The organism is Pseudomonas sp. GM17, from assembly GCF_000282175.2.
Classification (GTDB): domain Bacteria; phylum Pseudomonadota; class Gammaproteobacteria; order Pseudomonadales; family Pseudomonadaceae; genus Aquipseudomonas; species Aquipseudomonas chlororaphis.
Genome location: NZ_CP124732.1, coordinates 3,762,704 through 3,786,333 on the forward strand (window position 1 = coordinate 3,762,704; position 23,630 = coordinate 3,786,333).

General features: G+C 65.3%; 19 protein-coding genes and 1 pseudogene. 3 read left to right on the plus strand and 17 right to left on the minus strand.

What is annotated here, in order from left to right; all coding sequences use genetic code 11:
• Positions 1-4: 4 nt before the first annotated feature.
• Genes otnC through ltnD form a run of 3 tightly spaced genes read right to left on the minus strand, consistent with a single transcriptional unit; the run spans position 5 to position 2,860 of the window.
• On the minus strand, positions 5-655 hold the full coding sequence (gene otnC / locus PMI20_RS16885; protein WP_007931864.1) for a 3-oxo-tetronate 4-phosphate decarboxylase: 651 nt from the start codon (positions 653-655) through the stop codon (positions 5-7).
• A complete protein-coding gene (gene otnK / locus PMI20_RS16890; RefSeq protein ID WP_007931866.1) occupies positions 652-1,944 on the minus strand; it encodes a 3-oxo-tetronate kinase in 1,293 nt (430 codons plus the stop codon). The genes otnC and otnK overlap by 4 nt, the downstream gene beginning before the upstream one ends.
• A 10-nt stretch (positions 1,945-1,954) precedes the next feature.
• Entirely contained in the window at positions 1,955-2,860 is a 906-nt protein-coding gene (gene ltnD, locus PMI20_RS16895) for an L-threonate dehydrogenase (protein WP_007931868.1), read from the minus strand.
• A 478-nt stretch (positions 2,861-3,338) separates the two neighbouring features.
• On the opposite strand from ltnD, the gene PMI20_RS16900 reads away from it, so the two are divergent.
• Positions 3,339-3,692 (plus strand): hypothetical protein, encoded by a 354-nt coding sequence (locus PMI20_RS16900; protein WP_007931870.1) that lies wholly within the window; start codon positions 3,339-3,341, stop codon positions 3,690-3,692.
• A 52-nt stretch (positions 3,693-3,744) separates the two neighbouring features.
• Here the strand turns inward: PMI20_RS16900 and PMI20_RS16905 are convergent, their stop codons facing one another.
• The 4 genes from PMI20_RS16905 to PMI20_RS16920 form a co-directional block, all read right to left on the minus strand.
• Positions 3,745-4,782, minus strand: coding sequence for a hypothetical protein (locus PMI20_RS16905; protein ID WP_007931872.1), 1,038 nt, complete (start codon positions 4,780-4,782; stop codon positions 3,745-3,747).
• Positions 4,779-5,768, minus strand: coding sequence for a DUF2157 domain-containing protein (locus tag PMI20_RS16910; RefSeq protein ID WP_007931873.1), 990 nt, complete (start codon positions 5,766-5,768; stop codon positions 4,779-4,781). Before PMI20_RS16910 ends, PMI20_RS16905 begins: the two co-directional genes overlap by 4 nt.
• Positions 5,769-6,065: 297 nt before the next feature.
• A complete protein-coding gene (locus PMI20_RS16915; RefSeq protein WP_007931876.1) occupies positions 6,066-6,338 on the minus strand; it encodes a DUF4242 domain-containing protein in 273 nt (90 codons plus the stop codon).
• 108 nt (positions 6,339-6,446) lie between these two features.
• On the minus strand, positions 6,447-6,725 hold the full coding sequence (locus tag PMI20_RS16920; protein ID WP_007931878.1) for a DUF3303 domain-containing protein: 279 nt from the start codon (positions 6,723-6,725) through the stop codon (positions 6,447-6,449).
• 358 nt (positions 6,726-7,083) lie between these two features.
• Here PMI20_RS16920 and PMI20_RS16925 point away from each other — a divergent pair, with 358 nt between their 5' ends.
• A complete protein-coding gene (locus PMI20_RS16925) occupies positions 7,084-10,629 on the plus strand; it encodes a hypothetical protein (RefSeq protein WP_007931879.1) in 3,546 nt (1,181 codons plus the stop codon).
• A 159-nt stretch (positions 10,630-10,788) separates the two neighbouring features.
• Positions 10,789-11,274 carry an adenosine-specific kinase gene (locus PMI20_RS16930; protein WP_007931881.1) on the plus strand — a complete coding sequence of 162 codons (486 nt, stop codon included), beginning with the start codon at positions 10,789-10,791 and terminating at the stop codon, positions 11,272-11,274.
• 33 nt (positions 11,275-11,307) lie between these two features.
• On the opposite strand, the gene PMI20_RS16935 is transcribed toward PMI20_RS16930, so the two are convergent.
• From PMI20_RS16935 to PMI20_RS16980, 10 genes and pseudogenes are all read right to left on the minus strand, one after another.
• Positions 11,308-11,499, minus strand: a complete 192-nt coding sequence (locus tag PMI20_RS16935; RefSeq protein WP_007931882.1) for a hypothetical protein — start codon at positions 11,497-11,499, stop codon at positions 11,308-11,310.
• Between the two features lie 103 nt (positions 11,500-11,602).
• Positions 11,603-12,148: an RNA 2',3'-cyclic phosphodiesterase gene (gene thpR, locus PMI20_RS16940; protein ID WP_007931884.1), complete on the minus strand. Its 546-nt coding sequence runs from the start codon at positions 12,146-12,148 to the stop codon at positions 11,603-11,605.
• A gap of 171 nt (positions 12,149-12,319) precedes the next feature.
• Positions 12,320-13,021, minus strand: coding sequence for an NAD(P)H-dependent oxidoreductase (locus PMI20_RS16945; protein ID WP_007931885.1), 702 nt, complete (start codon positions 13,019-13,021; stop codon positions 12,320-12,322).
• 153 nt (positions 13,022-13,174) lie between these two features.
• Positions 13,175-14,584, minus strand: coding sequence for an aldehyde dehydrogenase family protein (locus tag PMI20_RS16950; RefSeq protein WP_007931886.1), 1,410 nt, complete (start codon positions 14,582-14,584; stop codon positions 13,175-13,177).
• A complete protein-coding gene (locus tag PMI20_RS16955) occupies positions 14,577-15,767 on the minus strand; it encodes a pyridoxal phosphate-dependent aminotransferase (protein WP_007931887.1) in 1,191 nt (396 codons plus the stop codon). The genes PMI20_RS16950 and PMI20_RS16955 overlap by 8 nt, the downstream gene beginning before the upstream one ends.
• Positions 15,768-15,797: 30 nt before the next feature.
• A complete protein-coding gene (locus tag PMI20_RS16960; protein WP_007931889.1) occupies positions 15,798-17,405 on the minus strand; it encodes a 5-guanidino-2-oxopentanoate decarboxylase in 1,608 nt (535 codons plus the stop codon).
• A 10-nt stretch (positions 17,406-17,415) separates the two neighbouring features.
• Positions 17,416-19,518 (minus strand): acetate--CoA ligase family protein, encoded by a 2,103-nt coding sequence (locus tag PMI20_RS16965; protein ID WP_162136186.1) that lies wholly within the window; start codon positions 19,516-19,518, stop codon positions 17,416-17,418.
• A gap of 27 nt (positions 19,519-19,545) precedes the next feature.
• Positions 19,546-20,706, minus strand: coding sequence for an acyl-CoA dehydrogenase family protein (locus tag PMI20_RS16970; RefSeq protein WP_007931893.1), 1,161 nt, complete (start codon positions 20,704-20,706; stop codon positions 19,546-19,548).
• Positions 20,707-20,841: 135 nt separating this feature from the next.
• A complete protein-coding gene (locus PMI20_RS16975; protein WP_007931895.1) occupies positions 20,842-21,633 on the minus strand; it encodes an enoyl-CoA hydratase/isomerase family protein in 792 nt (263 codons plus the stop codon).
• A gap of 412 nt (positions 21,634-22,045) precedes the next feature.
• Positions 22,046-23,466: pseudogene (locus tag PMI20_RS16980) on the minus strand (amino acid permease); the annotation flags it as partial.
• Positions 23,467-23,630: the final 164 nt, after the last annotated feature.

A 23,630-nucleotide genomic window follows, 5' to 3' on the forward strand; every position in this document is an offset into this window, starting at 1 on the left:
CGCGCTACCAGTGCGCGCCGAAGGTCTCGCGCAGCTCATCCAGGGCTGCCTGATCCAGCGGCGCAGGCTTGGGGTTGCTCATCAGCCAGAGCCGCGCGGTTTCTTCCAGTTCTTCCAGGGCATAGCTGGCCTTGGCCACCGAGCTTTCCCAGACCACCGGCCCCAGGCGTTCGAGCATCACCCCGCGCACGCTGTTGGCCAGTTGCGCCACCTGCTGGGCGACCTTGGGCGAACCCGGGCGCTGGTAGCCGATCAGCGGAATGTGCCCGACCTTCATCACCTGGTACGGCGTCAGCGGCGGCAGGATGTCGTCCGGCCTCCATACCCCGGCCAGGGTCAGCGCCACCAGATGGGTGGAATGGGTGTGCACCACGCCGCCGACACCCGGGTTGCGGTCATAGACCTGGCGATGCAGGGCCAGGGTCTTGGATGGCTTGTCGCCGGACACCCACTCCCCCGCCAGGTTGACCTTGGCAATGGCTGCCGGGTCGAGGCGGCCGAGGCAGACGTCGGTCGGGGTGATCAGCCAGCCATCGTCGAGGCGCGCACTGATGTTGCCGGCGCTGCCCACGGTGTAGCCGCGCTGGTAGAGGCTGCGGCCGACGTCGCAGATCTCTTCGCGCAGGGCCTGTTCCTTGTTCGCCGCGGCGCTCATCGGGCACCTCCGGCCAGTTGCTTGAGGGCCTTGGCGAAGAAGTCGCGGCTGCCGAAGTTGCCGGACTTCAAGGCCAGCGCCAGCGGCTCGGCGGCGTTGCTGAGGGTAGCCGGCACGCCCGGGTCGATCTGCGCGCCGATCTGCAGCAGGTTGACCCCCAGCGCCTTGACCACCGCGCCGGAGGTTTCGCCACCGGCAATCACAAAACGGCGTACGCCGTTCTGGCGCAGGCCCTGGGCTATCTCACCCAGGGCGTTCTCCACCAGCGCGCCGGCGCGTTCGACGCCGAGCTGCTGTTGCACCGCCTTGACCTCGGCCGGGGTGCTGGTGGCGTAAATCAGTACGGTTTCGTCGCTGTCGCGGGCAAAGGCCAGGGCGTTTTCCACCACCGGCTCGCCGGCGGCCAGGGCCATGGGGTCGATGCGCAGGGCCGGACGGTCGGCCTCCAGCCAGGCCGCGACCTGGCCGATGGTGGCCACCGAGGCGCTGCCGGCCAGCACCACTTCGCCGCCTGCAACGGTCGGCAGCGACGCCGCGTCGAAGTCGCGCAGTTTGCCGGCGCGGCGGAAGTTGCCCGGCAGGCCCAGGGCCAGGCCCGAGCCGCCGGTGAGCAGCGGCAGGTCGGCGCAGGCGCTGCCCAGGGTGTAGAGGTCCTGGTCGGACAGCGCGTCGGCGATGGCCATGCCGACGCCCTGCGCGCGCAGTTCGGCGATCTTCGCCCGCACCGCCTCGACGCCCCCGGCGATGCTGTCGTAGCGCAGCAGGCCGACTTTCAGTTGGGTCTGGGCCTGCAGCACGCGCACCAGGTTGGCGTCGGTCATCGGCGTCAGCGGGTGATGCTGCATGCCCGACTCGCTGAGCAACTGGTCCTGGACGAACAGGTGGCCGCGGAAAATGGTCCGGCCGTTTTCCGGGAACGCCGGGCACGCCAGGGTGAAATCACTGTTCAGGGCCTTGAGCAGGGCCTCGCTGACCTGGCCGATATTGCCGGCGGCGGTGGAATCGAAAGTCGAGCAGTACTTGAAGAAGATCTGCTCGCAACCCTGTTCGCGCAGCCAGTCCAGGGCCGCGAGGGATTCCTCGACCGCCTCGGCCACCGGCGTGGTGCGCGACTTGAGGGCGATGACGATGGCGTCGGCATCCAGCCCGGACGCCACTTCGCGGCTAGGGATGCCGATGCTTTGCACCGTGCGCATGCCGCCGCGCACCAGCATGTTGGCAAGGTCAGTGGCGCCGGTGAAATCGTCGGCGATGCAGCCCAGCAACGGGCGTGCGGTGGAATGGGTCATGGAGCGTTCCTCAGACAGGCTCGGGCTTGGCGGTCGGCAAGTCGATGCCCGGGAAAATCTTGATCACTGCCGAGTCGTCCTCGCGGCCGAAACCAGCGCTGGAGGCCTGCATGAACATCTGATGCGCAGTGGCCGACAGTGGTAGCGGGAATTTGCTGGCACGGGCGGTATCCAGCACCAGGCCCAGGTCCTTGACGAAGATGTCCACCGCCGACAGCGGTGTGTAGTCGGCCTTGAGGATGTGCGGCACGCGGTTCTCGAACATCCAGGAGTTGCCGGCGCTGTGGGTGATCACTTCGTACAGGGCGTCAGCGTCCACCCCTTCACGCAGGCCCAGGGCCATGGCTTCGGCGGACGCGGCGATGTGCACCCCGGCCAGCAGCTGGTTGATGATCTTGACCTTGGAACCCAGGCCATGAGCGTCGCCCAGGCGATAGACCTTGCCCGCCATGCCGGCAAGGATCGCTTCGGCCTTGGCGTAGGCGGCAGCCGGGCCGGAGGTCATCATGGTCATCTCGCCGGCGGCGGCCTTGGCCGCGCCGCCGGAGATCGGCGCGTCGAGGTACAGCAGGCCCTGCTCGGCCAGGCGCTCGCCCAGCTCCACGGCGTAGGTCGGCGCCACGGTGGCGCAACCGATCACCAGGCTGCCGGCACCCAAGGCCGACACGGCGCCCTCTCCACCGAACAGCACGGTTTCGGTCTGCTCGGCGTTGACCACTACGGTGATGATCACATCGCAGGCCTCGGCCATCCGCGCCGGCGACGCACAGGCCACTCCGCCTTCGCTGGCGAACTGTTGGGTGACCGCTTCACGCACGTCACAGGCATGCACCTTGAAACCCGCGCGCAGCAACGAGCGGGCAATGCCCAGGCCCATCGCGCCCAAGCCGACAACACCGACATTCTTGTTATTCATGGGGTACTCCAGGGGTGACAGCAGCCTGGTCCACGCCGGCAAGGCGCGGGCGGCGGGCCGCAGGATGAATGGGAGCACGGGCGACGGGGGCGACAGGGTCGCCTGGCGGGTGAATCGAGACCTTGTCGGACATCGAGGGCCGTCCTGTGATTTGTTGTTATCAGGTTGTGGCCGATCATCTACCAATGAACAGATTATGTGAAGTATTTTTTCAATCTAACATTTATTAACATTATCGAACATGAGCTCCAGGCAGCTCATGACAGCCTTGCAGCCCGCGCAGAATCAAACGGACGAGCGGTAGCCCATTGCGACCAGCGCACTGATCTGCGTCAACCAAACGTCTACACTCGAGACCGATGCTGTTAGGCGCAACATCACCGATCAGTGGTACCGCCCTTCATCGCCCACCCATTGACGGTGGGCGTGGGACGGCGCTGTATGGTCAATCCGCAATGCTTGAACAAGGATATTCAACATGGCAAAGATCAATGTATTGGCTGGTGATTTTCTACAAGGGAATGGCGAGTACCGACAGGGCGTCTTCAAGTTGCCGACCGTGACCAACCCCTCCCCGGGCGTCGAGGTCAAAGCCTCCGCATTCAAACACCTGGAAATCGCGACACAGGACAGCATCACCAACAGGGACGCCATTGGCTACGGCATCGCCGGGGCCATGCTGCTGGGTCCGGTGGGTGCGCTTGCGGGCTACCTGATAGCCGGCAAAGAAACCGAGGTGACCTTCATCGGCACCTTCAAGGATGGCCGCAAACTGCTGGCGGCCACAGACAGCGAAACCTACCGGGATATCGAAAAACGACTGACGGCCTGACGCCTGTCGTTTGCCCATGCCCGCAACCTCAGGCATGGGCTTCTCCCCTTCCCTACACCGATCCGGCTTCGCCCGGCACAGTCCGGCGTTGCTGGCGTCTGCCTTCCAGCCAGATCACCAGCCCCAGCAGGCTGCCGCCGGCGATCAGCAAGCTGACGAACCAGCCCAGGGTGTCCGCCAGTTGGGTGAAGAACAGCGTGTACAGCTGGATGATGAAGAAGGTCGCGCCATAACCCACCAGCATGGAAAAACGCAGGCGAATGCCCAGTGCCAGCAAGCCCAGGCTGAACGCCGCCCACAGCCCGTTGAACAGCACCAGTTCGCCGGACTCGACCAGGTGCCACGGACCGTCGATCAGGTCGTAGCTGCCGAACAGCGACAACAGCCACAACGACATCTGGGCCATGAACAACCCGGCGGAAATCCACACCTTGGCAAAGCCGCGATAACGGGCCAGCGTCGAGGCCTCGCCCCACAGATGGACAAAGCCGAACAGCACCATGGCCAGGGCCGCGCCGAGGAAGCGCAGCGGGTAGTTCATGCCGAACCAGTAGGCGCCCCACCCCGACTCATAACCGCTGCGCCCGCCGAACCAGATAAAGAACAGCACGCTGCACAGGGTCAGCAGCAAGACGTTGTTCAGCACATAACTGAGCGCCAGCAACAGCAGCAGGTCCACCAGCAACAGCGCCGGCCAGTTGCCCGAGCCGTCGGAGTAGATCATGCCCAGCACCAGGCTCAGGCCGATCAGGGCAAAACCGCCGAGCAACTCCAGGGTCGCGCCGAGCAGCTTCAGCTGTTTGCCCAGCAGCCAGCGCCCGGCGACAAACAAACCGACCATCAACAGGCCAAGGCCGCCCGCCAGCTTCGGCAAGGTGAACGTCAGGTGCTCATGCAGCAGGATCAGCAAGCCCGCCGCCAGGCTGATGGCGCCGAAGGTCAGGAACCAGCGCCCCAGGGAACGCCAGTCCCAGCGGGTCTGCGGGTACAGCTCGGCGATCCGCGCGTGGGCCTGGGTGTCGATCAGGCCGTCGCGCAACCATTGGTCCAGGGCGTTGTGCACCTGGCGATTGCGGCGATCCGGGTTCATTGGCCAGCCTCCCCGGCGCGCAGCGCGGTGCGTTCGAACAACCAGCCCAGGAGCATGCCGAGGGCGCCGGCCACGGCAAAAAACACCGCGGCGCTCAGCTGTTCCCAGGCGTACTCATAAAAGCGCGTGTACAGGTCGATGCCGAGGAACACCACGCCAAAACCGGTGAAGCTGGGGTGCTTGAAGCGCGCGCCGAGCACCAATTGGACGATGGCGCCCAAGGTGAACAACAGGGTCCAGGTCAGGGTCTGCCGGTAAGCTTCCTCCAGGCTGAGGAACCACAGCGAACAGTTGAAGTACAGAAGCCCGAAGATCACATACAACCGTCCGAAGCCACTGAAGCGGCGCAAGGCGTGATCCTCGGCGCGCTGGTGCCAGAGCCCCAGGAGCGCAGTCAACGCAGCAATCACGGCCATGGAGCGCGGGTCCTGGATGCCAAAATAGTACGTGCCGGAACCGCCATACCACTCCCACGAACCCAGGCCGTGGAAGACGCAAAGCAGGCCCAGCAGCAGCGGCCAGCGCAGGCGATAGCCATAGGCGGTGGCAATGCTCAGGGCGGCGGTGACCAGCAGCGCCAGGGGCAGGTTGCCGAAGTCGCCGGTCTCGCTGTCGGAGCTGCCCAGCAACAGGCTGGCGCCCATCAGGATCAGGCCGATGGTCAGGATCGCCACCCCGGTGACCGGCATGCGTCGCGCCGGGTCGCGGGCCAGGCGCGCGCCGATCAGCCACAGCCCGACACCGGCGGCGAAAAACAGCACCGCCCCCACCAGCACCGACTCGGCCAGCAGGCCAATGCCGCCCAGCACCGCCATGCCGATCAGCAGCACCGCGCCGATGCCCAGCCATTGCAGGACCGTGGACAAGCGGTGTTCGGGACGTTCGTACAGGGCGCCGAGCCGCTGCTGCGCCTCGGCATCGATCAGGCCACGGTGGCGCCAGTCGGCGATTTCGTGGAGCAACATCTGCTGGGTGGTTTTTCTCATGGCGCTCTTGGGGCTGGGGACATGGGGACCGGCTGCATACCGGCTATAGACTCGACAGCATAGCCAAGCGCTGCGCAGCCGTTTGTCTATCAAGACGCCCAGCGGACCGCCGCGCGGCACGCCGTAACCACAAAAAAGCTGATCCCGGCTCGTTACTGTAGGAGCGAAGCTTGCTCGCGATAGCCGTTAACGATAACGCCCACTGACTGGGTAAACGCGGCGCTCTCACGTTCATCGCGAGCAAGCTCGTTCCTACAACCTCCTTAGCTGTTGGCGCGCGAACCTCGGCGGCAGCCCCTACTCCGCCGTCGTCGGATCGATGATCGAGGTGACTCGCGATACCCGGTCCGCCGGAAAACCGCCTAGCCTGGCGTGCTCCCTGACGAGTTCCTCGTCCGGGGAGATATAGACACAATAGATCTTGTCGCCCGTGACGTAGCTATGCAGCCACTGCACTTGCGACCCCAGCTCACTGATAACCTTGCAGGATTTTTGCGAGATCTGTTGCAGATCCTGCGGCGTAAGCGCCCCGGCTTCCGGCATCTCGCGCTCAATGACGAACTTTGGCATGACAACCTCCACTTCGTGAATGGCCGGGGCACGCCGACAAACAGCGTTACCCCGTATATTGGCCGAGGCAGACAGCCCTCGGCGGATCGCCAACGGTCTGCTTGCCCGTTACCTGCCAAGCGCTGCCGCCAATAGCGGCGCGGCCTGTTCATCGGTCAACGCCGGGTGCACTTCCATGCGCAGCAGGTCGCTCCACTCAAGCACCCATTTCTGCATCAGCGCGAGATCGCTGGTTTCCGCGATCCCAAACCCCGTCATGCCGCCAACGGCATGCCAGCGCCCCAACATGCTCACCCCTGCGGGTGGCGCCCCACCGGTCTTGAGAAATCGCTCGATCGCACTGTTACGACGCTCGGGACTGATTGACCAGCTGACAATGAATAACATTTGGCACCTCCAGCGAAACTGGTGCCCGTTGTTCTGCGCGCGCACCTGGCAGGCACCTTGACCACGGCCACGCATCGGTATCGACCCGCATTCCGTCTGGTCTGAAACGATTGTCCCAAGGGAAGGAATAGCAGCCTTGCGCCCCCGCCGCATGACCGCCGATCCTGTTCCCGCCCCCAGCATGAAGCCACCGGTCAGCGGCCCAATTGCTCGCGCGCCCCAGGCCGCTTGAAAGCACGCTCGTTTGGCCCTGCGACACCCTCGTTGCAGCGTCGGAGGGCCGGTAGATAAAGCCTGATCCGGGGGCTATACCTATGCATAGCGGTCGGCCCTACACCTAAGGAAGGGGGAAAAGACCATGGACAACAGCAATGGCTCAGGTAACAACCTCGTCCTCTGGTTACCGGGTAGCGCCCTCATCCTCAGTCTGGTCGTCTCGACCTTCGCCCTCACTCGCGAGCCTTTCCTCGAACCACGCCCCATCGGCGCACAATTCCAGGCGCAACCACCGATAGAAGCCCGGTTGTGGCAGGACCCGTTCGATGCGCTCGAGCGTCATCGCAAAAAGTTCAAGGACGGTAACAAGCCCCCAAGTAATGACTTTGAATGCAGTTCCGATCTTGTTGTCGTTACGCCAGCGGTCCTGGACGAAAAAAAAATGCAACAACCGGCGGAGCCTCCCCAACTCATGGTGGCGCTGGTCGAAGGCGGCCCATACGCTGATGAAGTGGAAATGCGCCGGCGCATTCGTTATGCAATCCTGGCCGGGGTCAAAAACTCGCGCATGGTGCCCGAGGACGAGCAGCACATCCGTTGCCTGGCCCTTGCCGACGACCTGTCAGGCGAGCTGCAAACCGATGCGCAAGGCAAGCTGAAGCGCGTAGAAATCCCCTATGAAACCTTCATCGCCAATCCATTCGACCCACCCAGGGACATACAGGACAGACCGCGCCCATCCGCCCAGACCATACTGCTCTGGGTAAAGCAGGAGCTTCTTGGTTCGAACCCGCTACAACAACTCGAAACATTGCGCCTCACCCTGCAGAAAGAGGTTCCCTCGGCTTGCCCATCCCAAGAAAGCTGCCCGAAGCCGACACTGCTGAAAGTCATCGGCCCCTCCACCTCGAAAGTCCTGCTCGATATGTATCGGGACGAAGCCAACGGCTATGCCAAGCCCAATATCGAGATTTACTCCCCCCTGGCCACTGCTGATTACGACATATTGATGCATGCCCTGGACAAGCCCTCGCCCGGCGAAGCAACCTCCCAGCAGCAAACACCAGCGGCGCCGAAACGCTCCATGAAACTGCTGCGTACTGTCAGCGACGACGGCGTCATGACACGCCTGCTTCTAGACGAACTGAAGCTGCGCCATGTGGATCCAGTTGCGGGTATGGGATGCAGCCAAGGAGCATTGCTGCGGGTCGGAACCCGCTGCGGCTCTGGCGGCTGGCAGCGCCCCAGTCGCATTGCGCTGGTCTCCGAGTGGGACAGTTTCTACAGCCGCGCACTGAGCGAGAGTTTTAAATCGCAGGTTGCCCAGGATGCCGGCATCGAGGGCAAAGACCAGGTGGCGGTCAATGACTGGGTCTTACGCTTCAGCTACCTGCGAGGCGTGGACGGGCGTGTACCAGAGGAGGCCGCCAGCGGCAACAAGGCGCCTGGTAGCGATGACAATAAAAACAGCAAGGACAAGAACACCCTGGATCTGAGCCCGCTGGAAAAGTCCGACGGCAATTCCCAGCTCGATTACCTGCGCCGCCTCGCCGACCACATCGCGCGCGAGGACGAAGCCTATCGCCGCAAGGGCACCAGCGGTATCGGCGCCATCGGTGTGCTGGGGGCCGATACCTACGACAAGCTGCTGGTGTTGCAGGCCCTCAAGGGCCGGATGCCGAACAAAGTGTTTTTCTCCACCAACCTCGATGCGCGCATGCTCCAGCGCGGCCAGGCCCAGACCACCCGCAACCTGGTCCTGGCAGCACCTTACGGGCTCACGCTGACCCGCGCCCTGCAACAGGATGTGCCGCCGTTTCGCGAGAGTCTGCAAAGCGCTGTGTTCATCGCGGTTCTGGCTGCCCAGGCACCACAGGACTACGAGGCCAAGCGGGCGAAGTTCGACTACTCCAAATCGGAGCTGCTTTCGCCGGGCATCTATGAGGTGGGCATCAGCGGCTTCATCCCCCTGTCAAACAAGCAGAGTGCCGAACGCCCCAAGGATTGCGCCGCACCCGGCCAGACCCGGCAAGCAACGCATGACCTCATGGCGTTGCGCTGCCTGCAGGATCCGTCGCCCCCTCCTTATCCCGAACTCTCTCAGTCGATACGCGACAAGCTCGATGAAAAACAATCGTTTTTCTGGGCCGGGCCGCTGACGTTCATCCTGTTGGTATTGGCGATCCTCCTCGGCTGGTGGTGGACCTATGCGCAATCCAGAGACAGCAAACTGCCAGCCTGGGTGCACAGTATCCCGCTGACGCTGTATGTGGTGTCCGGACTGTCGGCGTGGCTCGCCATGCGGTTCTGGCGCGTGGAGTTCATGTGGACCGCCTTCGTGCTGATCCTGTTGGGCATCGTTTGCTCGGAACTTATCCGCCGTCATCAGCCCCAACCAGCGCAACCCGGACCGGTCCCCGCTCCTGCAAGCAGTAGCTTGTTCGACGCCTCGGCGTGGTACGTCGTGGTACCGATCGTGGTATTCGTCCTGGCCTTGCTGTGGATGTACCAGATCCGGCGTGCATTGACGGATGACGGGCTGGGTGAGCCGATGTTCCTGTTCGAGGGCATCAGCGCCTGGCCCACCGTGGCCCTGCGCCTGCTCGCCGTGGTCATCTCGATCACGGCGCTGGCCTGGGGTTGGCGCACCCTGCGCATCAACAGTATCGAGATCGAAAAGGCCTACCACCTGGACCGGTACATGAGCAAGCTGCAGATGAACCTATGGGGGCTGCTACTGCGCCTCGTTCACCGAGAAAAGGGCACGACTCTGCAAAAGTGGCGCGCCGCGCTGGGACGCTGCCTGTTCCTGATCCTGGTCCCGCTCTCAGCCAACAATCGCGACTGGAGCCTGCATCAGCGACTGATAACTGCGGTCCTGCCCTATGGCGCAGACAAGCGCGGGATCATTTTCGTCACTCGCTTCTGGAAGGAGCACTGTGTGGGTGGCACCTTCGGTGCCCGAATGTTGCGCGCCCTCCTCGCCACCTGGATATTCATCGTCGCCACCAGCGCGCTCTTCGTGCTCTGGCCAATGGAAGGCGCTCCCACTCGAGGCGATTCATCGATCTGGATATGGAACTGGCTGCTGCCCACCCTGGCCTTCCAGTTGCTGGTGTTCTGGGTGGTGGATGCCAATCGCCTGCTGACGCGGTTCATCCGCAACCTGAGCAAGCATTACGCGATCTGGCCAAAAGAATTACGCGAGGAGCACCAGAGGCTCTTCGGTGTTGCTTTGCACCCCTGCATCGACGATTGGGTGGACATGCAACTGATCGCCAAACGCACGGCCACTGTCAATCGCCTGATCTATGCCCCGACGGTGGTCATGTTGATCCTGATTGCGTCGCGCAACAGTGTGTTCGACAACTGGCCGACACCGCCCAGCATCGTCATTTCTTTCCTGCTGACCACCCTGATATTGCTGGCTTCCGCGCTGTCGCTGCGCCGTGCCGCAGAAAAAGCGCGTGGCGCAGCATTACGGCGCCTCGATGACTACCTGCTGGAAATCACCGACAACACACCGGTCTACAACAAGCTCGAACTGATCCGCGGACGCATAAACGACCTCCATACCGGAGCCTTCTCAAGTTACTCGCAAGAACCACTGGTGCGCGCCCTGCTTCTGTCGCTGACCGGCGTGGGTGGCTCGCTGATTGTCGACGCATTGAATTACGCCAAGTTCTAGGCGCTGACGGTCAGGGACCAGCGTGGCGGCTCGATGTGTGGCTATGCTTGATCTGTTGCTGGAAGCAATCCCGCCTCGCCGATAACGGGCTACGACGGGCGCCCCCTTTTCCGTCAACGCCCCCCAGCGCCGCGCGACATCGGCAAGGAGTGGTTCGAGATGCAATTGATCAGCGTGAACATCGACAAGCCGGAAGCCACCAACTTCATTTTCGGCCAGACCCACTTCATCAAGTCCGTCGAGGACATCCACGAAGCCCTGGTCGCCAGCGTGCCGAACATCGCCTTTGGCCTGGCCTTTTGCGAAGCCTCCGGCCAATGCCTGGTGCGCTGGTCCGGCAGCGATCCGACGATGATCGCGCTGGCGCAAAAGAACGCCCAGGCGATCGCCGCCGGCCATAGCTTTATCGTGTTTCTCGGCGACGGTTTTTATCCGTTGAACGTGCTCAACACCCTGAAGATGGTGCCTGAGGTGTGCCGCATTTTCTGCGCGACCGCCAACCCGAGCCAGGTGATTCTCGCTGAAACGGCGCAGGGCCGGGCGGTGCTGGGGGTGGTGGATGGCTTCTGCGCCAAGGGCCTGGAAGGCGACGACGACATCCTCTGGCGCAAGAACCTGCTGCGGCAGATCGGCTACAAGCAGTGAGGGTCGCGCAAGATTGCCCTCCGCGCCGATCGGCTACTCGGACGGCGTGGTCCGGCAACTCTTGCGCTGACGGATCTCCTGCTCCGAAGGGCGCTCCTTGACGAACTCGAAGCGCGGCTCGCCCTCGTTGTAAGTGACCAGCCAGCCCCAGTCCAGCTCGGACTCATCCTGGCCCGGTTTCGGCGGCGCGGCCCACCACGGCTCTTTGCTGACGATCTGGCGCATGTCCTCCTCCCATTGATTCGGCCTCATCAACTATAACGTGCAGGCTCTGGGGCACTCGGATTTCGGCTGACCGGCGAACCTGCCGACAGGGCTGCCCCGAGCGTCACCGCGCCAGCGCCCATTCGGCCAGCGGCCGATAACGGCCCTTATGCGACTCGTACAGGGCGAAGTGCCGGGCACTCAGCTGAAAATCCGCAGGGGTCTGGGACTCGGGCACCGCTGCCCGATAGTCGCGCATCAAGGTCAAGTGCGGGCGAAATTCCCGCGGCGAATCGACCAGCCCAAGGGGCAGCAGCGCTTCCTGCAAGGCATACACCAGCTGACGCAACGCCAGCGGCGCCTGTGCCGGCGCCAGCAACAAGACCCCGGCCCGGCGCCAGACCTCCAGGCGGTCGAGCGGGACGTGCAGCGCCTCACCGGGCGTTCGCACGTTCGCCGCCGCGGCGCAGATCCGCGGAATCTGCGCCACGGTGACCGAGCCCAGGAACATCAGGGTCAAATGAAAGTTTTCCGCCGGCACCGGCCGGCCACTCCTGAGCCCCAGGGCGCTGCGCCACTGGGCAATGGCCCGGCGTTGGGCGGCGGTGCAGGGCAAGGCGAAGAACAGCCGCTTGAACGGCTCGCCCTGCTCGCGGGACTCATCATTCATGCCCTGTCCTCCGATTCGGCCCGGGCGAAGTGCTGCCTGTCAGGTTACTCCAGGCCCCTGGTTTCCCGGTTGCCCGAACCGACGGACAGGCGGCGCACGGCAGACCGGCGGTCGGCAGCAACAGCATAGCCAAGCGCTGGGACAGCCATCTGCCTGGGCGCCCGGGCCTCGTCAGCCGAGCGGGTACAGCGCCTCGTCGAACTGTGACAACCGTGGAAATTCAATCGGCAGGTCGTCAGCGAGCTGCTCCAGTCGGCGCCGGTAAGCCACCAGGAACTCCTCGCGGGCCTGATCGCTGATGTAAGGCACATGCCAGGCGACGAAGGGCTCCAGCACCTCGAACCCGACATAGGCCAGGGTGCCGCGCAGGATCGGCCGCAGCATGTCGTTCAGCGGCCCGTGAATCGCCCCCTCGCCAAACATGTGCTCGCGACCGCCCAGGGTCACGCTGACCAGCGCCTTCTTGCCGCTCAGGCCGCCCTGGTCGTAGAAACGCTTGCCGCCATAGCAGATCCCGGACACCAGCACCCGGTCGATCCAGCCCTTGAGGATCGCCGGCGCCGAAAACCAGAAGATCGGAAAATTCAGGATCAACAAGTCCACCCACAGCAGCTTGTCGAGCTCCTGGCGGATGTCCGCGGCGATCGACTGGCTTTTCACCCCCAGGCGTTGTTCCAGCGCGTACACCAGGTAGTCGGGATTCTCCCGTGAGGAAAAATCGGCGGCACTGGCCACCGGGTTCCAGTGCATCGCGTACAGGTCGCTGACCTGCACCTGATGCCCCTGGGCCTCGAGGGTGCGCAGCGCCTGGTCACGCAGGGCGGCGGTAAAGGATTGCGGCTCGGGGTGGGCGTGGACGATCAGTACATTCATGGCAGGTTCCTTAGGCATATTCCAATGAGCAAGGCGTGGTTCGGGCGGAAAAACCGGCCGGCCGGTAGCGCAACAAGGCGGGATCAAGCGTGCAGCCAAATGGCCAGACACAACAGCGCAAAGCTCTGTGACCCGCCACCGGCAGTACGGGATTCAGCGCTGGATGGCCTTGGTTTCGACAAACTCGGCCAGGCCCTCCTCGCCCCATTCGCGACCGTTGCCGGACTGTTTGTAGCCACCGAACGGCGCCTGGTAGTTGAACGCCGCGCCGTTGATGAAGCACTGCCCGGCGCGCAGTTGCCGGGCCAGGCCCAGGGCGCGCTCGGGGCGGGCGGCCCAGACCCCGCTGGACAGGCCGAACGGCGAATCGTTGGCCAGGGCGACGGCCTGGGCCTCGTCGGCATAGGGAATCAGGCACAGCACCGGGCCGAAGATTTCCTCCTGGGCGATGCGCATGCGGTTGTCGACATCGGCGAACAGGGTCGGCGCGACATAATGGCCCCGCTCGTACTGCGCCGCACCGCCCCACAGCAGGCGCGCGCCTTCCTGCTCGCCGAGCTGGATGTAGGCCTCAACGGTGTGACGCTGGGAGGCCGAGCACATCGGCCCGAGAAAACTCTGCGGGTCCCGAGGGTCGCCCATGCGCAGGCTCCGCGCCTCTTCCACCGCCAGCTCCAGCGCCTCGGCATAACGCCTGGCCGGCAGCAGCATGCGAGTCAGCGCGGTGCAGGTCTGGCCGGAGTTGATCATCACGTCCTGCACGCCATAACGCACCGCCGCGGCCAGGTCGGCATCCTCGCCGATCAACAGCGGCGACTTGCCGCCCAGCTCCAGGCACACCCGCTTCACCGACGGCGCCGCGGCCTGGGCCACGCGCACCCCGGCGCCGGTGGAGCCGGTGAACGACAGCATGTCGACGTCCGGGTGCCGGGCCAGGGCTTCGCCGACCTTCGAGCCCGGCCCGCTGACCAGGTTGAACACCCCGGCCGGCAGGCCGATGGCCTCGATCATTTCAGCCAGCAGAAAAGCATGCAGCGGCGTTTCCTGGCTCGGCTTGAGCACCACCGTGCAGCCCGCCGCCAAGGCCGGCGCGAGCTTGCCGATCAGTTGATGCAACGGATAGTTCCAGGGATTGATAAAGGCGCAGACGCCCACGGGTTCGCGGACCACCAGCGAGTTGCCGACCTCGCGCACTTCGTCCATCGCCCCGGCGAGTTCGACGTACTGCTCCAACCCGACGATCGGCCCGTCGACCTGCACCGCGCGGCACCACTGCACCGGCATGCCCAGCTCGGCGGTAATCAGCGCGGCCATCTCGCCGGCGCGCTGGCGTAGCTGCCCGGCCAGCGCCCGGATATAACCGGCACGCACCGCCGACGGTGTTCGCGACCATGGGCCGAAGGCGCGCCGGGCCGCGGCCACGGCGTTATCGACATCGCGTTCGTCGCCCAGAGGGACCCTACCGACCACTTGCTCGGTGGCCGGGTCGGTGACCTCGGCCCTGCCCTGCCCCGACGGCAGGCGCCAGGCCCCATCGATGAATAGTCGGCTGTAATCACGCATCGATCGCAGCCTCCAGCAACTCACGGGCACAGCGGGCGATCCGCTGGCAGGCCTCGCGCAGTGGCGCCGCACCGAGGACCAGCCCCAGGCGGATATGCCCGGCGGCGCTTGGGCCGAAGGCCTCACCGGCCAGCACTGACACCCCATGGCGTTCCAGCAGGCGATCGGCGAACGCCTGGGCGCTGAGCCCGGTTTCGCGGATATCGACCATCACGAACATCCCGCCATCGGGTTTCAGCGCGCGCACGCCGGGGCAATCGGCCAGGCATTCACAGACCAGGTCGCGGCGCTGGCGATAGGCCTCGCGCATCGCGTCCAGCTCCGGCAAACCGCTGTCCAGGGCGACCACGGCGGCATCCTGGATAAATTCCGGCGAGCCGTAGAGCATGCACAGGGCGAGGTTTTCCAGGTGCGCCGCCAGCGCCGGCGGCGCGACCACCCAGCCCAGCCGCCACCCCGTCATGGCATGGGATTTCGACAGGCTGTTGAGGGTCGCCGTACGCTCGGCCATGCCCGCCAGGCTGGCCGGGCTGATGTGCTCGCCGTCGAACAGCAGCTCGCTGTAGACCTCATCGGAAATCAGCCACAGGTCATGCTCGATACACAATTCGGCCAGGGCCTGCCAGGTGCTGCGCGGCAAGCTGGCGCCCGACGGATTGTGCGGGCTGTTCAGCGCCATGGCCCGGGTACGCGGGGTAATGCGCGCGGCGACGTCCTCGGGCAACACCCGAAAGCCGTTCTCGGAACGCACCGGCACCGGCACCACCACGGCGCCGCATGCACCGAACACCGCTTCATAGGTGACATACATCGGCTCGGCGACCAGCACCTCGTCGCCCGGATCGAACAGGCACTGGGCAACGCTGAACAGCGCGCATTGGGCACCGGCCAGCACCATCACCTGATCGGCGCCGACCTGCTGGCCGCTGCGCTGGCGGTGCCGCCGGGCAATGCTTTCGCGCAGGCTGCGCTTGCCTCGCACGTCGGTGTAATGGGTATTGCCGGACAGCAGGCTGTCGATGGCCGCCTGCACGATCGGCGCCGGGGTGTCGAAATCCGGGTCGCCGACCGACAGCAGCAGGATGTCTTCACCCTGCTCCTGCTTGGCCAGGGCCCGGTAGTGAATGCCCCAGGCGGCGGCACCGTCGCCGGCGATACGTTGAGTCAGATCGGAAAAACGCATGGTAAGAGTCCCCGCAAAAAGCGTTGAGGGTCAGCGCGCGCAGGCGTGCTTGAGTTCGATCAGGGTCACGCCGTTGCGGCGAAAGCCGCTGCGCAACTCGTTCTGCAATTGCTCCAGGCTCTGCGGCTGGGCCACGGTGCAACCGAAGGCGCGGCCCAGTGCGGCGAAATCCGGATTGCGCGGCAACACGCCGATCGGTTCGATATCCAGGCCGAGCATGTCGTCGCGGATCTGCCCCAGTGCGTCGTTGTTCCACAGCAGGATCACCAGCGGGCTGTCCAGCTCCTCGACGGCGGTCGCCAGCTCCTGCGCGGTGTACAGCAGGCCACCATCGCCGACCAGCACCAGCCCGGGCCGCTGCGGCGCGCCGAACTTGGCGCCGATACCCGCCGGCAGCCCATAACCCAGGGTGCCGTAGCCGGTCGGGTGCAACCAGCTGCGCGGCGCCCGACTGGCGAACAGGTAGTTGCCGGTGTAGGCCAGCTGGGTCATGTCGCTGCTGACAAAGGCCTGCTCCGGCAGCTCCGCGGCCACCCGTTCGAGAATCGCCTGGTGGATCAGCTGCAGGGGGCCATGGCCGGCGCGTACCGCCGCGCGCAGCCGCGCCACCGCCTCGATGGCCGCCGTCGCGTCCCGGGGCGTTGGCTCCAGGCGCTGCAACAAGGCCGCGACCGTCTGCCGGGCGTCGCCCTGCAAGGCCAGCGCACAGGGGTAGAAGTCATTGAACTTGCGCGGGTCGATGTCCACCCGCAGCAGCTCGGCATTCAGCGGCAGGCGCTCGCGCCAATAGTCGGTGTCGGCCATCTCGGTGCCCACGGCCAGCACCACATCGGCTTCGCCGATCAGTTGCCAGCCAGGCTCGACACACAGGGTCGAACCGGCGTTCAGCGGGGCATCAGGCGCCAGCAATCCCTTGCCGGCGACACTGCTGAAAAACGGCGCGGCCAGGCGCGTACTGAGCTGTTGCAGCTCCTGCGCTGCATCGAGCGCGCCGCCGCCGGCGATGATCATCGGCCGCCGGGCGGCCTGCAGCCTGGCCGCCGCCTGGTCCAGGGCCTGCGCCGCCGGTACGCCGCGGCCCGGGCAGCGCCGCACTTCAGTGCTCCAGTCCCGGGCCACTGGCGCCGCCAGCACATCCAGCGGCACCGAGATATGCACCGGCCGCGGGCGCTCGCTGTCGAACACCGCGTAGGCGCGGGCAATCAGCTCGGGCAGGTCCTCGGCACTCAGGGCCACCGCGGAGAACGCGGTGATCGGCGCGGTCATCGCCCGCTGGTCCTGGGTTTCGTGCAGGCAGCCCCAACCCTTACCGAGGCTGGCGGTGTGGTTGACGCTGGAAATCACCAGCATCGGGATCGAGTCGGCGTAGGCCTGGCCGATGGCGGTCGCGACATTGGTCACGCCGGGACCGGTGATGACGAAACACACCCCCGGCTTGCCGCTGACCCGGGCGTAACCGTCGGCCATGAAGCCCGCGCCCTGCTCGTGACGGGTCAGGACATGGCGGATGCCGCTGCCGGGCAGACCGCGATACAGCTCCAGCGTGTGCACGCCGGGGATGCCGAATACCGTATCGACACCGTAATTGGCGAGCAGGCGTACCAGGGCCTGGCCGCCGGTCAAGGTAGTGCTGTGCATGTTCATCTCCTCAGGCGTGGCCGAGGCGTATCAACGCATCGACCGCAAGGGTGCCTCGGGCACCGACCAACAATGGGTTCACATCGAGTTCGAGCAACTGCCCGGCGTTTTCGCAGGCGTAGTCCGCCACCGCGCGGATCGCCGCCACCAGCGCGTCGAGGTCCGCCGGCTCGCGCCCGCGAAAGCCCTGCAGCAGCACCGCGCTGCGCAGGCTGAGCACGGCCGCGCGAATGGCGCCATCGGTGGTCGGCAGCAACAGGCTGCGGCTGTCCTGGAGCAGTTCCACCAGCACGCCCCCCGCGCCGATGACCAGCGCCAGGGCAAAATCGTTTTCCCGCTTGATGCCGACGATCAGCTCGGCCAGCGGCGCACTGGCCATGGGTTCCAGCAGCACCTGGGTGAACGGCACCTGCGGGGCGCAGGCGGCGATCCGGCGGCCCATCTGCTCCAGCGCCACGCTCAACGCCGCCGGGGAACCCAGGTTCAGTGCCACGGCGCCGACCTCGGTCTTGTGCGGCAACTGCGTGCTGACCGCCTTGAGCACCAGCGGGTAACCCAGCCCCTGGGCCGCTTGCAGGGCACCGTCCGGGGTGCTCAAGACGCCGCTGGGGATCGGCAGGCCGAAGACCTGCAAGGCCTGTTTCGATTGCCACTCGTCGAGCAACCGCCCGCCCCCTGACAAGGACTCTGGCAAGGCCTGCGGACACAGCGGCGCCAGCGCCGCCTCGCCAAGATCCAGCAGCGCCTGGCGCGAAGCTTGATAGCGCACGATGCGGCGCCAGGCCGCCAACCCGTCCTCCACCCCCTGCAAGGCCGCCACGCCCCGGGCGTGCAAACGCTCGCGGGCGCTGGCCGGCAGCAATTCGGGAAAGGCCGAGGTGACGAAACCGGTCTTGCCGTGGCGCTCCAGCGCTGCGCAGTAAAGCTCCAGCAGCAGGTCGCACTCCTTGCGCTCGCCGGTGAATGGCGCCGGATAATCGAGCACCAGCATGGCCGCGTCGGCCGTGCTGCGCAGGGCACTGTCGAGCATGCGGGTCAGGGCCTCGCCATCGCCCCAGATCGCGGTGGTGAAATCCAGCGGGTTGACCAGGTTGGCGTAAGCCGGCAACACCTGGGCCAGCTCGGCGCGCTGGCTGGGGTCGAACTTGACCAGGCTCAGCTCGTTGCGTTCGGCATAGTCGGCGATCAACCCGGCATCGCCACCGGAACAGGCCAGCGCGACCAGGCTGTCGCCCGCCGGCAGCGCGCCGCAGGCGGCGGCCTTGAGCGTCTCGACGAAACTCACCGGGCCACTGACGCGGATCACCCCGAGGCGGGCGAACAGGCTGTCGTACAGCGCATCGGAACCGGACAGCGAACTGGTGTGACTCAAGGCCAGTTCGGCTCCGATCTGCGACACCCCGGTTTTCAGCGCGACGATCGGAATACCCTTCTCCAGCGCCTTGTACGCCGCCCTGGCAAAGCCGGGCACATTTTTCAAACCTTCCAGGTGCAGGCCGATGGCGGTGACCCGCGGCTCGTCGAGCAGCACGTCCATCAGTTCGGCGATGCCCAGCTGCGCCTGGTTACCCACCGAGGCCATGTACGCCACCGGCAACGAGCGGTCGCTCATAGACAGGTTGTAGGCAAAGTTGCCGCTCTGGGTCAGCACCGCCACGCCCTTCTCCACCGGCTGGCCGCCGTGGGCCACCGGCCACAGCGCCGCGTTGTGCAGATAGTCGAGCAAGCCATAACAGTTGGGGCCCAGCAGGGCCATGTTGCCGGCGGCTTCGAGCAACTGCCGTTGCAGGGCCTGGCCCGCGGCGCCGGTCTCGGCAAAGCCCGAGGCATAGCAGATCGCCCCGCCCGCGCCCTTGGCCGCCAGTTCGGCGACGCAGGTCAGGGTCAGCTCCCGGTTGGTGGCGACGAACACCGCATCCGGGCCACAGGGCAGCTCGGCCACGCTGGGTACGCAGGGCACGCCTTCGAGGCTGGCATGCTGCGGGTTGACCAACCACATCGGGCCCTGGAAACCGCCTTCGGCGCAGCGCCGCAGCGCCCGGGCCATGCTGCGCCCCCCGACAAAGGCCAGGTGGCGCGGTGCGAGCAGTCGTTTGAGGTTGTCGCGAAGAATCTGGGACATGGACATTCTCCAGGCGGCTCAGCGCAACAGCGGACGCAGCAGTTCGCGGGAAATGATGTGCCGCTGGATCTCCGAGGTGCCCTCCCAGATCCGCTCGATCCGCGCGTTACGCCAGATGCGCTCCACCGGCCCTTCGTCCATCAGGCCCATGCCGCCGAAAATCTGCACCGCTTCGTCGGCCACGCGCCCGAGCACCTCACTGGCGAACAGCTTGGCCATGCCGGCTTCGCCGTCGGTCATGCTGCCCTGGTCCATCTTCCAAGCGGTGTGAAGGGTCAACAGCTCGGCCGCGCGGATCTGCGTGGCCATGTCGGCCAGCTTGAACGACACCCCCTGGTAGCTGCCGATCGGCTGGCCGAACTGTTGGCGATCCGCCGCCCATTGCAGCGAAACATCCAGCGCGCGCTGGGCCTGGCCGACACAGTTGGCCGCGACCATCACGCGGCCGGCGGTGAGCCAGGCGTTGGCCACCTCCCAGCCCTTGCCGACTTCGCCCAGCACCTTGGACGCCGGCACGCGGCAGTCGTCGAAGAACATCTCGAAGGTGTGGTAACCGCGGTTGCTCACGCATTTGGGCCCGCGGCGAATGGTCAGGCCCGGCGTGCCGCGGTCCACCAGGAACGAGGTCACGGCGTTGCGCTTGCGACCGTTGTGCTCGTAGGTGTCGGTCACGGCGAAGACAATCGCGAAATCGGCGTGCCCGGCGTGACTGATGAAATGCTTGCTGCCATTGAGGATGAAGTCATCGCCGTCGCGGACCGCGCGGGTCTTGATCGCGTTGGCGTCGGAACCGGCGCCCGGTTCGGTGAGGGCAAAGCAATCGATCTTCTCGCCCTGGATGCAGGGCAGCAGGTAGTCGTCGATCTGCTGGCCGGTGCAGGCCATGAGAATCTTCGACGGCCGTGCGACAAACACATGCAGGGCCCAGGAGCACTTGGACAGCTCGCGCTCGATCAGCGCCTGGGACAGATAGTCCAGGCCACCGCCACCGACTTCATCGGGCATGTTGAAGGCATAGAAACCGGCGGCGATGGCCTTGCCGCGAATCTGCGCGGCCAGTTCCGCAGGGACTTCGTCGGCGCGGTCCACCGCCTCCTCATGGGGCAATAGTTCCTTGGCGACGAAGCTGCGAACCGCATCCACCAACATTTCTTGTTCTTGGCTCAGTTGGAAATTCATGGCGCTACCTGTTGTGCGTTTTTATTGAGGGACCTGTAGGAGCGAGCTTGCTCGCGATGGCGTCATGCCTGACACAGCGCGGCGCCCACATCGCGAGCAATCGAGCGTCGACCGGCTGCTCCTACAGGGTCGGGCCTAGCGCCCGATAAAGTTCGGCGCGCGTTTTTCCGTAGCCGCGCGCAAGGCCTCGGCGCCATCCGCGCTGCGCCCGCACAGCAGGCCGGCGGCCAGCTCGGCCCGCAGTTGCTCGGGCAGGCTGCGCCCGGCGCCTTCGCGCAATAGCTGCTTGGTCTGGGCAAAGGCAAAGGTCGGCCCGCTGGCCAGGCGTGCGGCCAGCGCCCCGGCCACACTCAACAACTGTTCGTCGGCGCACACCTCGCCGACCAGCCCGGCCGCCAGGGCACGCTCGGCTCCCCAGGGCTCATCGAGAAACAACAGGCGCTTGGCCTGTTCGCTGCCGATCAGCCGCGGCAGGTGCCAACTGGCGCCGGCGTCCGGCGAGTACGCCATGCTGGTGTAGCCCGCCTTGAACCGCGCCGATCGGGCAGCGATGCGCAGGTCGCAACACAGGCTCAGGTCCATTCCGGCGCCGACCGCGGTGCCGTTGATCGCGGCGATGGTCGGTTTATCCAGGCTGTACAGGCGGCCCATCAGCGCGTGGGCGGTTTCGGTCCAGCCATAACTTTCCAGCGCCCCACGGGCCTCGGCTTCGGCCCACTCGGTAAGGTCGGCGCCCGCGCAAAAGCTGCGGCCGCTACCGGTCAGCACCAGCACGCGGACCGCGGGATCGGCGTTGCAGTCATCCAGCAGGCCGTGGAGTTTGTGCAGCGTGGGAATGTCCAGCGCATTACGTTGGTCGGGGCGGTTGAGGGTGATCCAGGCAACGCCTGCTTCGACCTGACAGAGCAGCGACGACAGAGTAGTCATGTGAGTCCTCGAATTATTGTGTTTGGCGTGAGGTGGGGACGACTTGCCGACGATACTAAACGAGTGTTCAGCAAGGCGACAATCCGCGGTCCGGGGCCTTGTAACAGCGGTAAACAGGCGCTACTTGCTTGTTTTCATTGAGTTATTTTTCTGTTCCGCGGTGCGCGGCCGGCGTGGTGTTACAACTTTGAACAACTGGCTACAGGGGAGCGACCTTTGTAGCCGCTGCTGAGCCAAAGCGAGGCTGCGATCGACTGCGTAGCGGTCGCCAGCCCAGACACCGCCGAGAGTCAGTCACACCGCGTCGTCCGGTTTACGGGGCTGTGCCCCGATCGCAGCCTGCGGCAGCGGCTACAGGATTCGGTTGGCACAAACGAAAACGCGACAGTCGCCTGTCGCGTTTTGGTTTTACCGCTGCCCGTCCTAGACCGGCACGGTTGGCGCCAGCACCGGCTGGCGCTTGCGCTGCACCAGGTAGTAGGCGCCGTAGCACAGTGCGATAAAGCCGAAGCCCCAGTACAGCGAAGGCCGCTGGGTCGCGTCCATGGCCAGGAACACGAACAGCGAGCAGCACAGGCCGATGCACAGTAGCGGCAGGAGCGGGAACCATGGCGCCCGGTACTTCAGGTCACTGAGCTGGCCGCCGTCGCGCAGGTAGGCGCGGCGGAACTTGTACTGGGCCAGGGCGATGACGATCCAGGTCACGGTGCCGGACATGCCGCTCACGGCCATCAGCACCATGAACAGCGTGTCGGCGGCGATGAAGCTGGTCATCAGCGAGATCAGGGCAAAACCCAGGGTGATGCTCAGCGCCCGCAGCGGCACGCCGCGCTTGCTCAGCGGCGACAGGCTTTTGGGGGCCATGCCGGTTTTCGACATGGCCCACAGGATCCGGGTCGAGGCGTAGAGGCCCGAGTTGCCGACCGAGAGGATCGCGGTGAGGATCACGAAGTTCATCAGGTCGGCGGCATAAGGAATACCGACCATGTCGAACACCTGGACGAACGGACTTTCCATCAGCCCCGCCTGCTGCCAGGGCACGATGGCCGACAGCACCACGATCGCCAGCACGTAGAAGATCAGCACGCGGAACACCACGTTGCGCACCGCCCGCGGGATGCTCTTCTCCGGCTGGTCGGTTTCCCCCGCCGCCACGCCCATGATCTCGCAGCCCTGGAAGGCGTAGACCACGGTCATCATCACCGCGAACACCGCCGAGAGGCCGTTGGGAAACAGGGTGTCGCCGATCAGGTTGCTCATCATCGGCGCCGGTGCGCCGCTGGCCAGCGGGATCGCGCCGAAGATCACCAGCACACCGACCACGATAAAGCCCAGGATCGCCGCCACCTTGATCCCGGAGAACCAGTATTCCGCCTCACCGAAAGCGCGGGTGGCCAGGGCGTTGATGCCGAACAGCACCGCCACGAACAGCCCCGACCAGTACCAGATCGGCACGCCGGGGAACCAGCGCTCCATCAGCATCCCGGCGGCGGTGAACTCCAGGCCCACGGTGGTGGCCCAGCTCATCCAGTAAACCCAGCCGATCATGAAGCCGGTGGCCGGACCGATGAACTTCGTGGCGTGGGTCTGGAACGAGCCGGATACCGGCATCTGCACCGACAGCTCGCCCAGGCAGACCATCACCAGGTACATCAGGAAACCGGCCACCAGGTACGCCAGGATGGCCCCGACCGGGCCGCCCTGGTTGATGATCACGCCGGAGCCCATGAACAGCCCGGTGCCGATCACCCCGCCCAGCGACAACATGAAAATGTGCCGGCTCTTCAAGGCCCGGGTCAGGTGGATGCCTTTGCGTTCGATAGATTCGCTCATGTCGGCACCTCAGCAGTCAGTGAGGGGCGCGGCGGCTGACAGGACGTCATGGCGCGGGGAAGGATCAGCTTTACGGCAGTTCATTATTATTATCTCCAATAAGCTTCGAGGACCGCGCCCGGCGCGGTTCAAGCGATTATTGGAAAGCCATGTAAGTTCGCGTT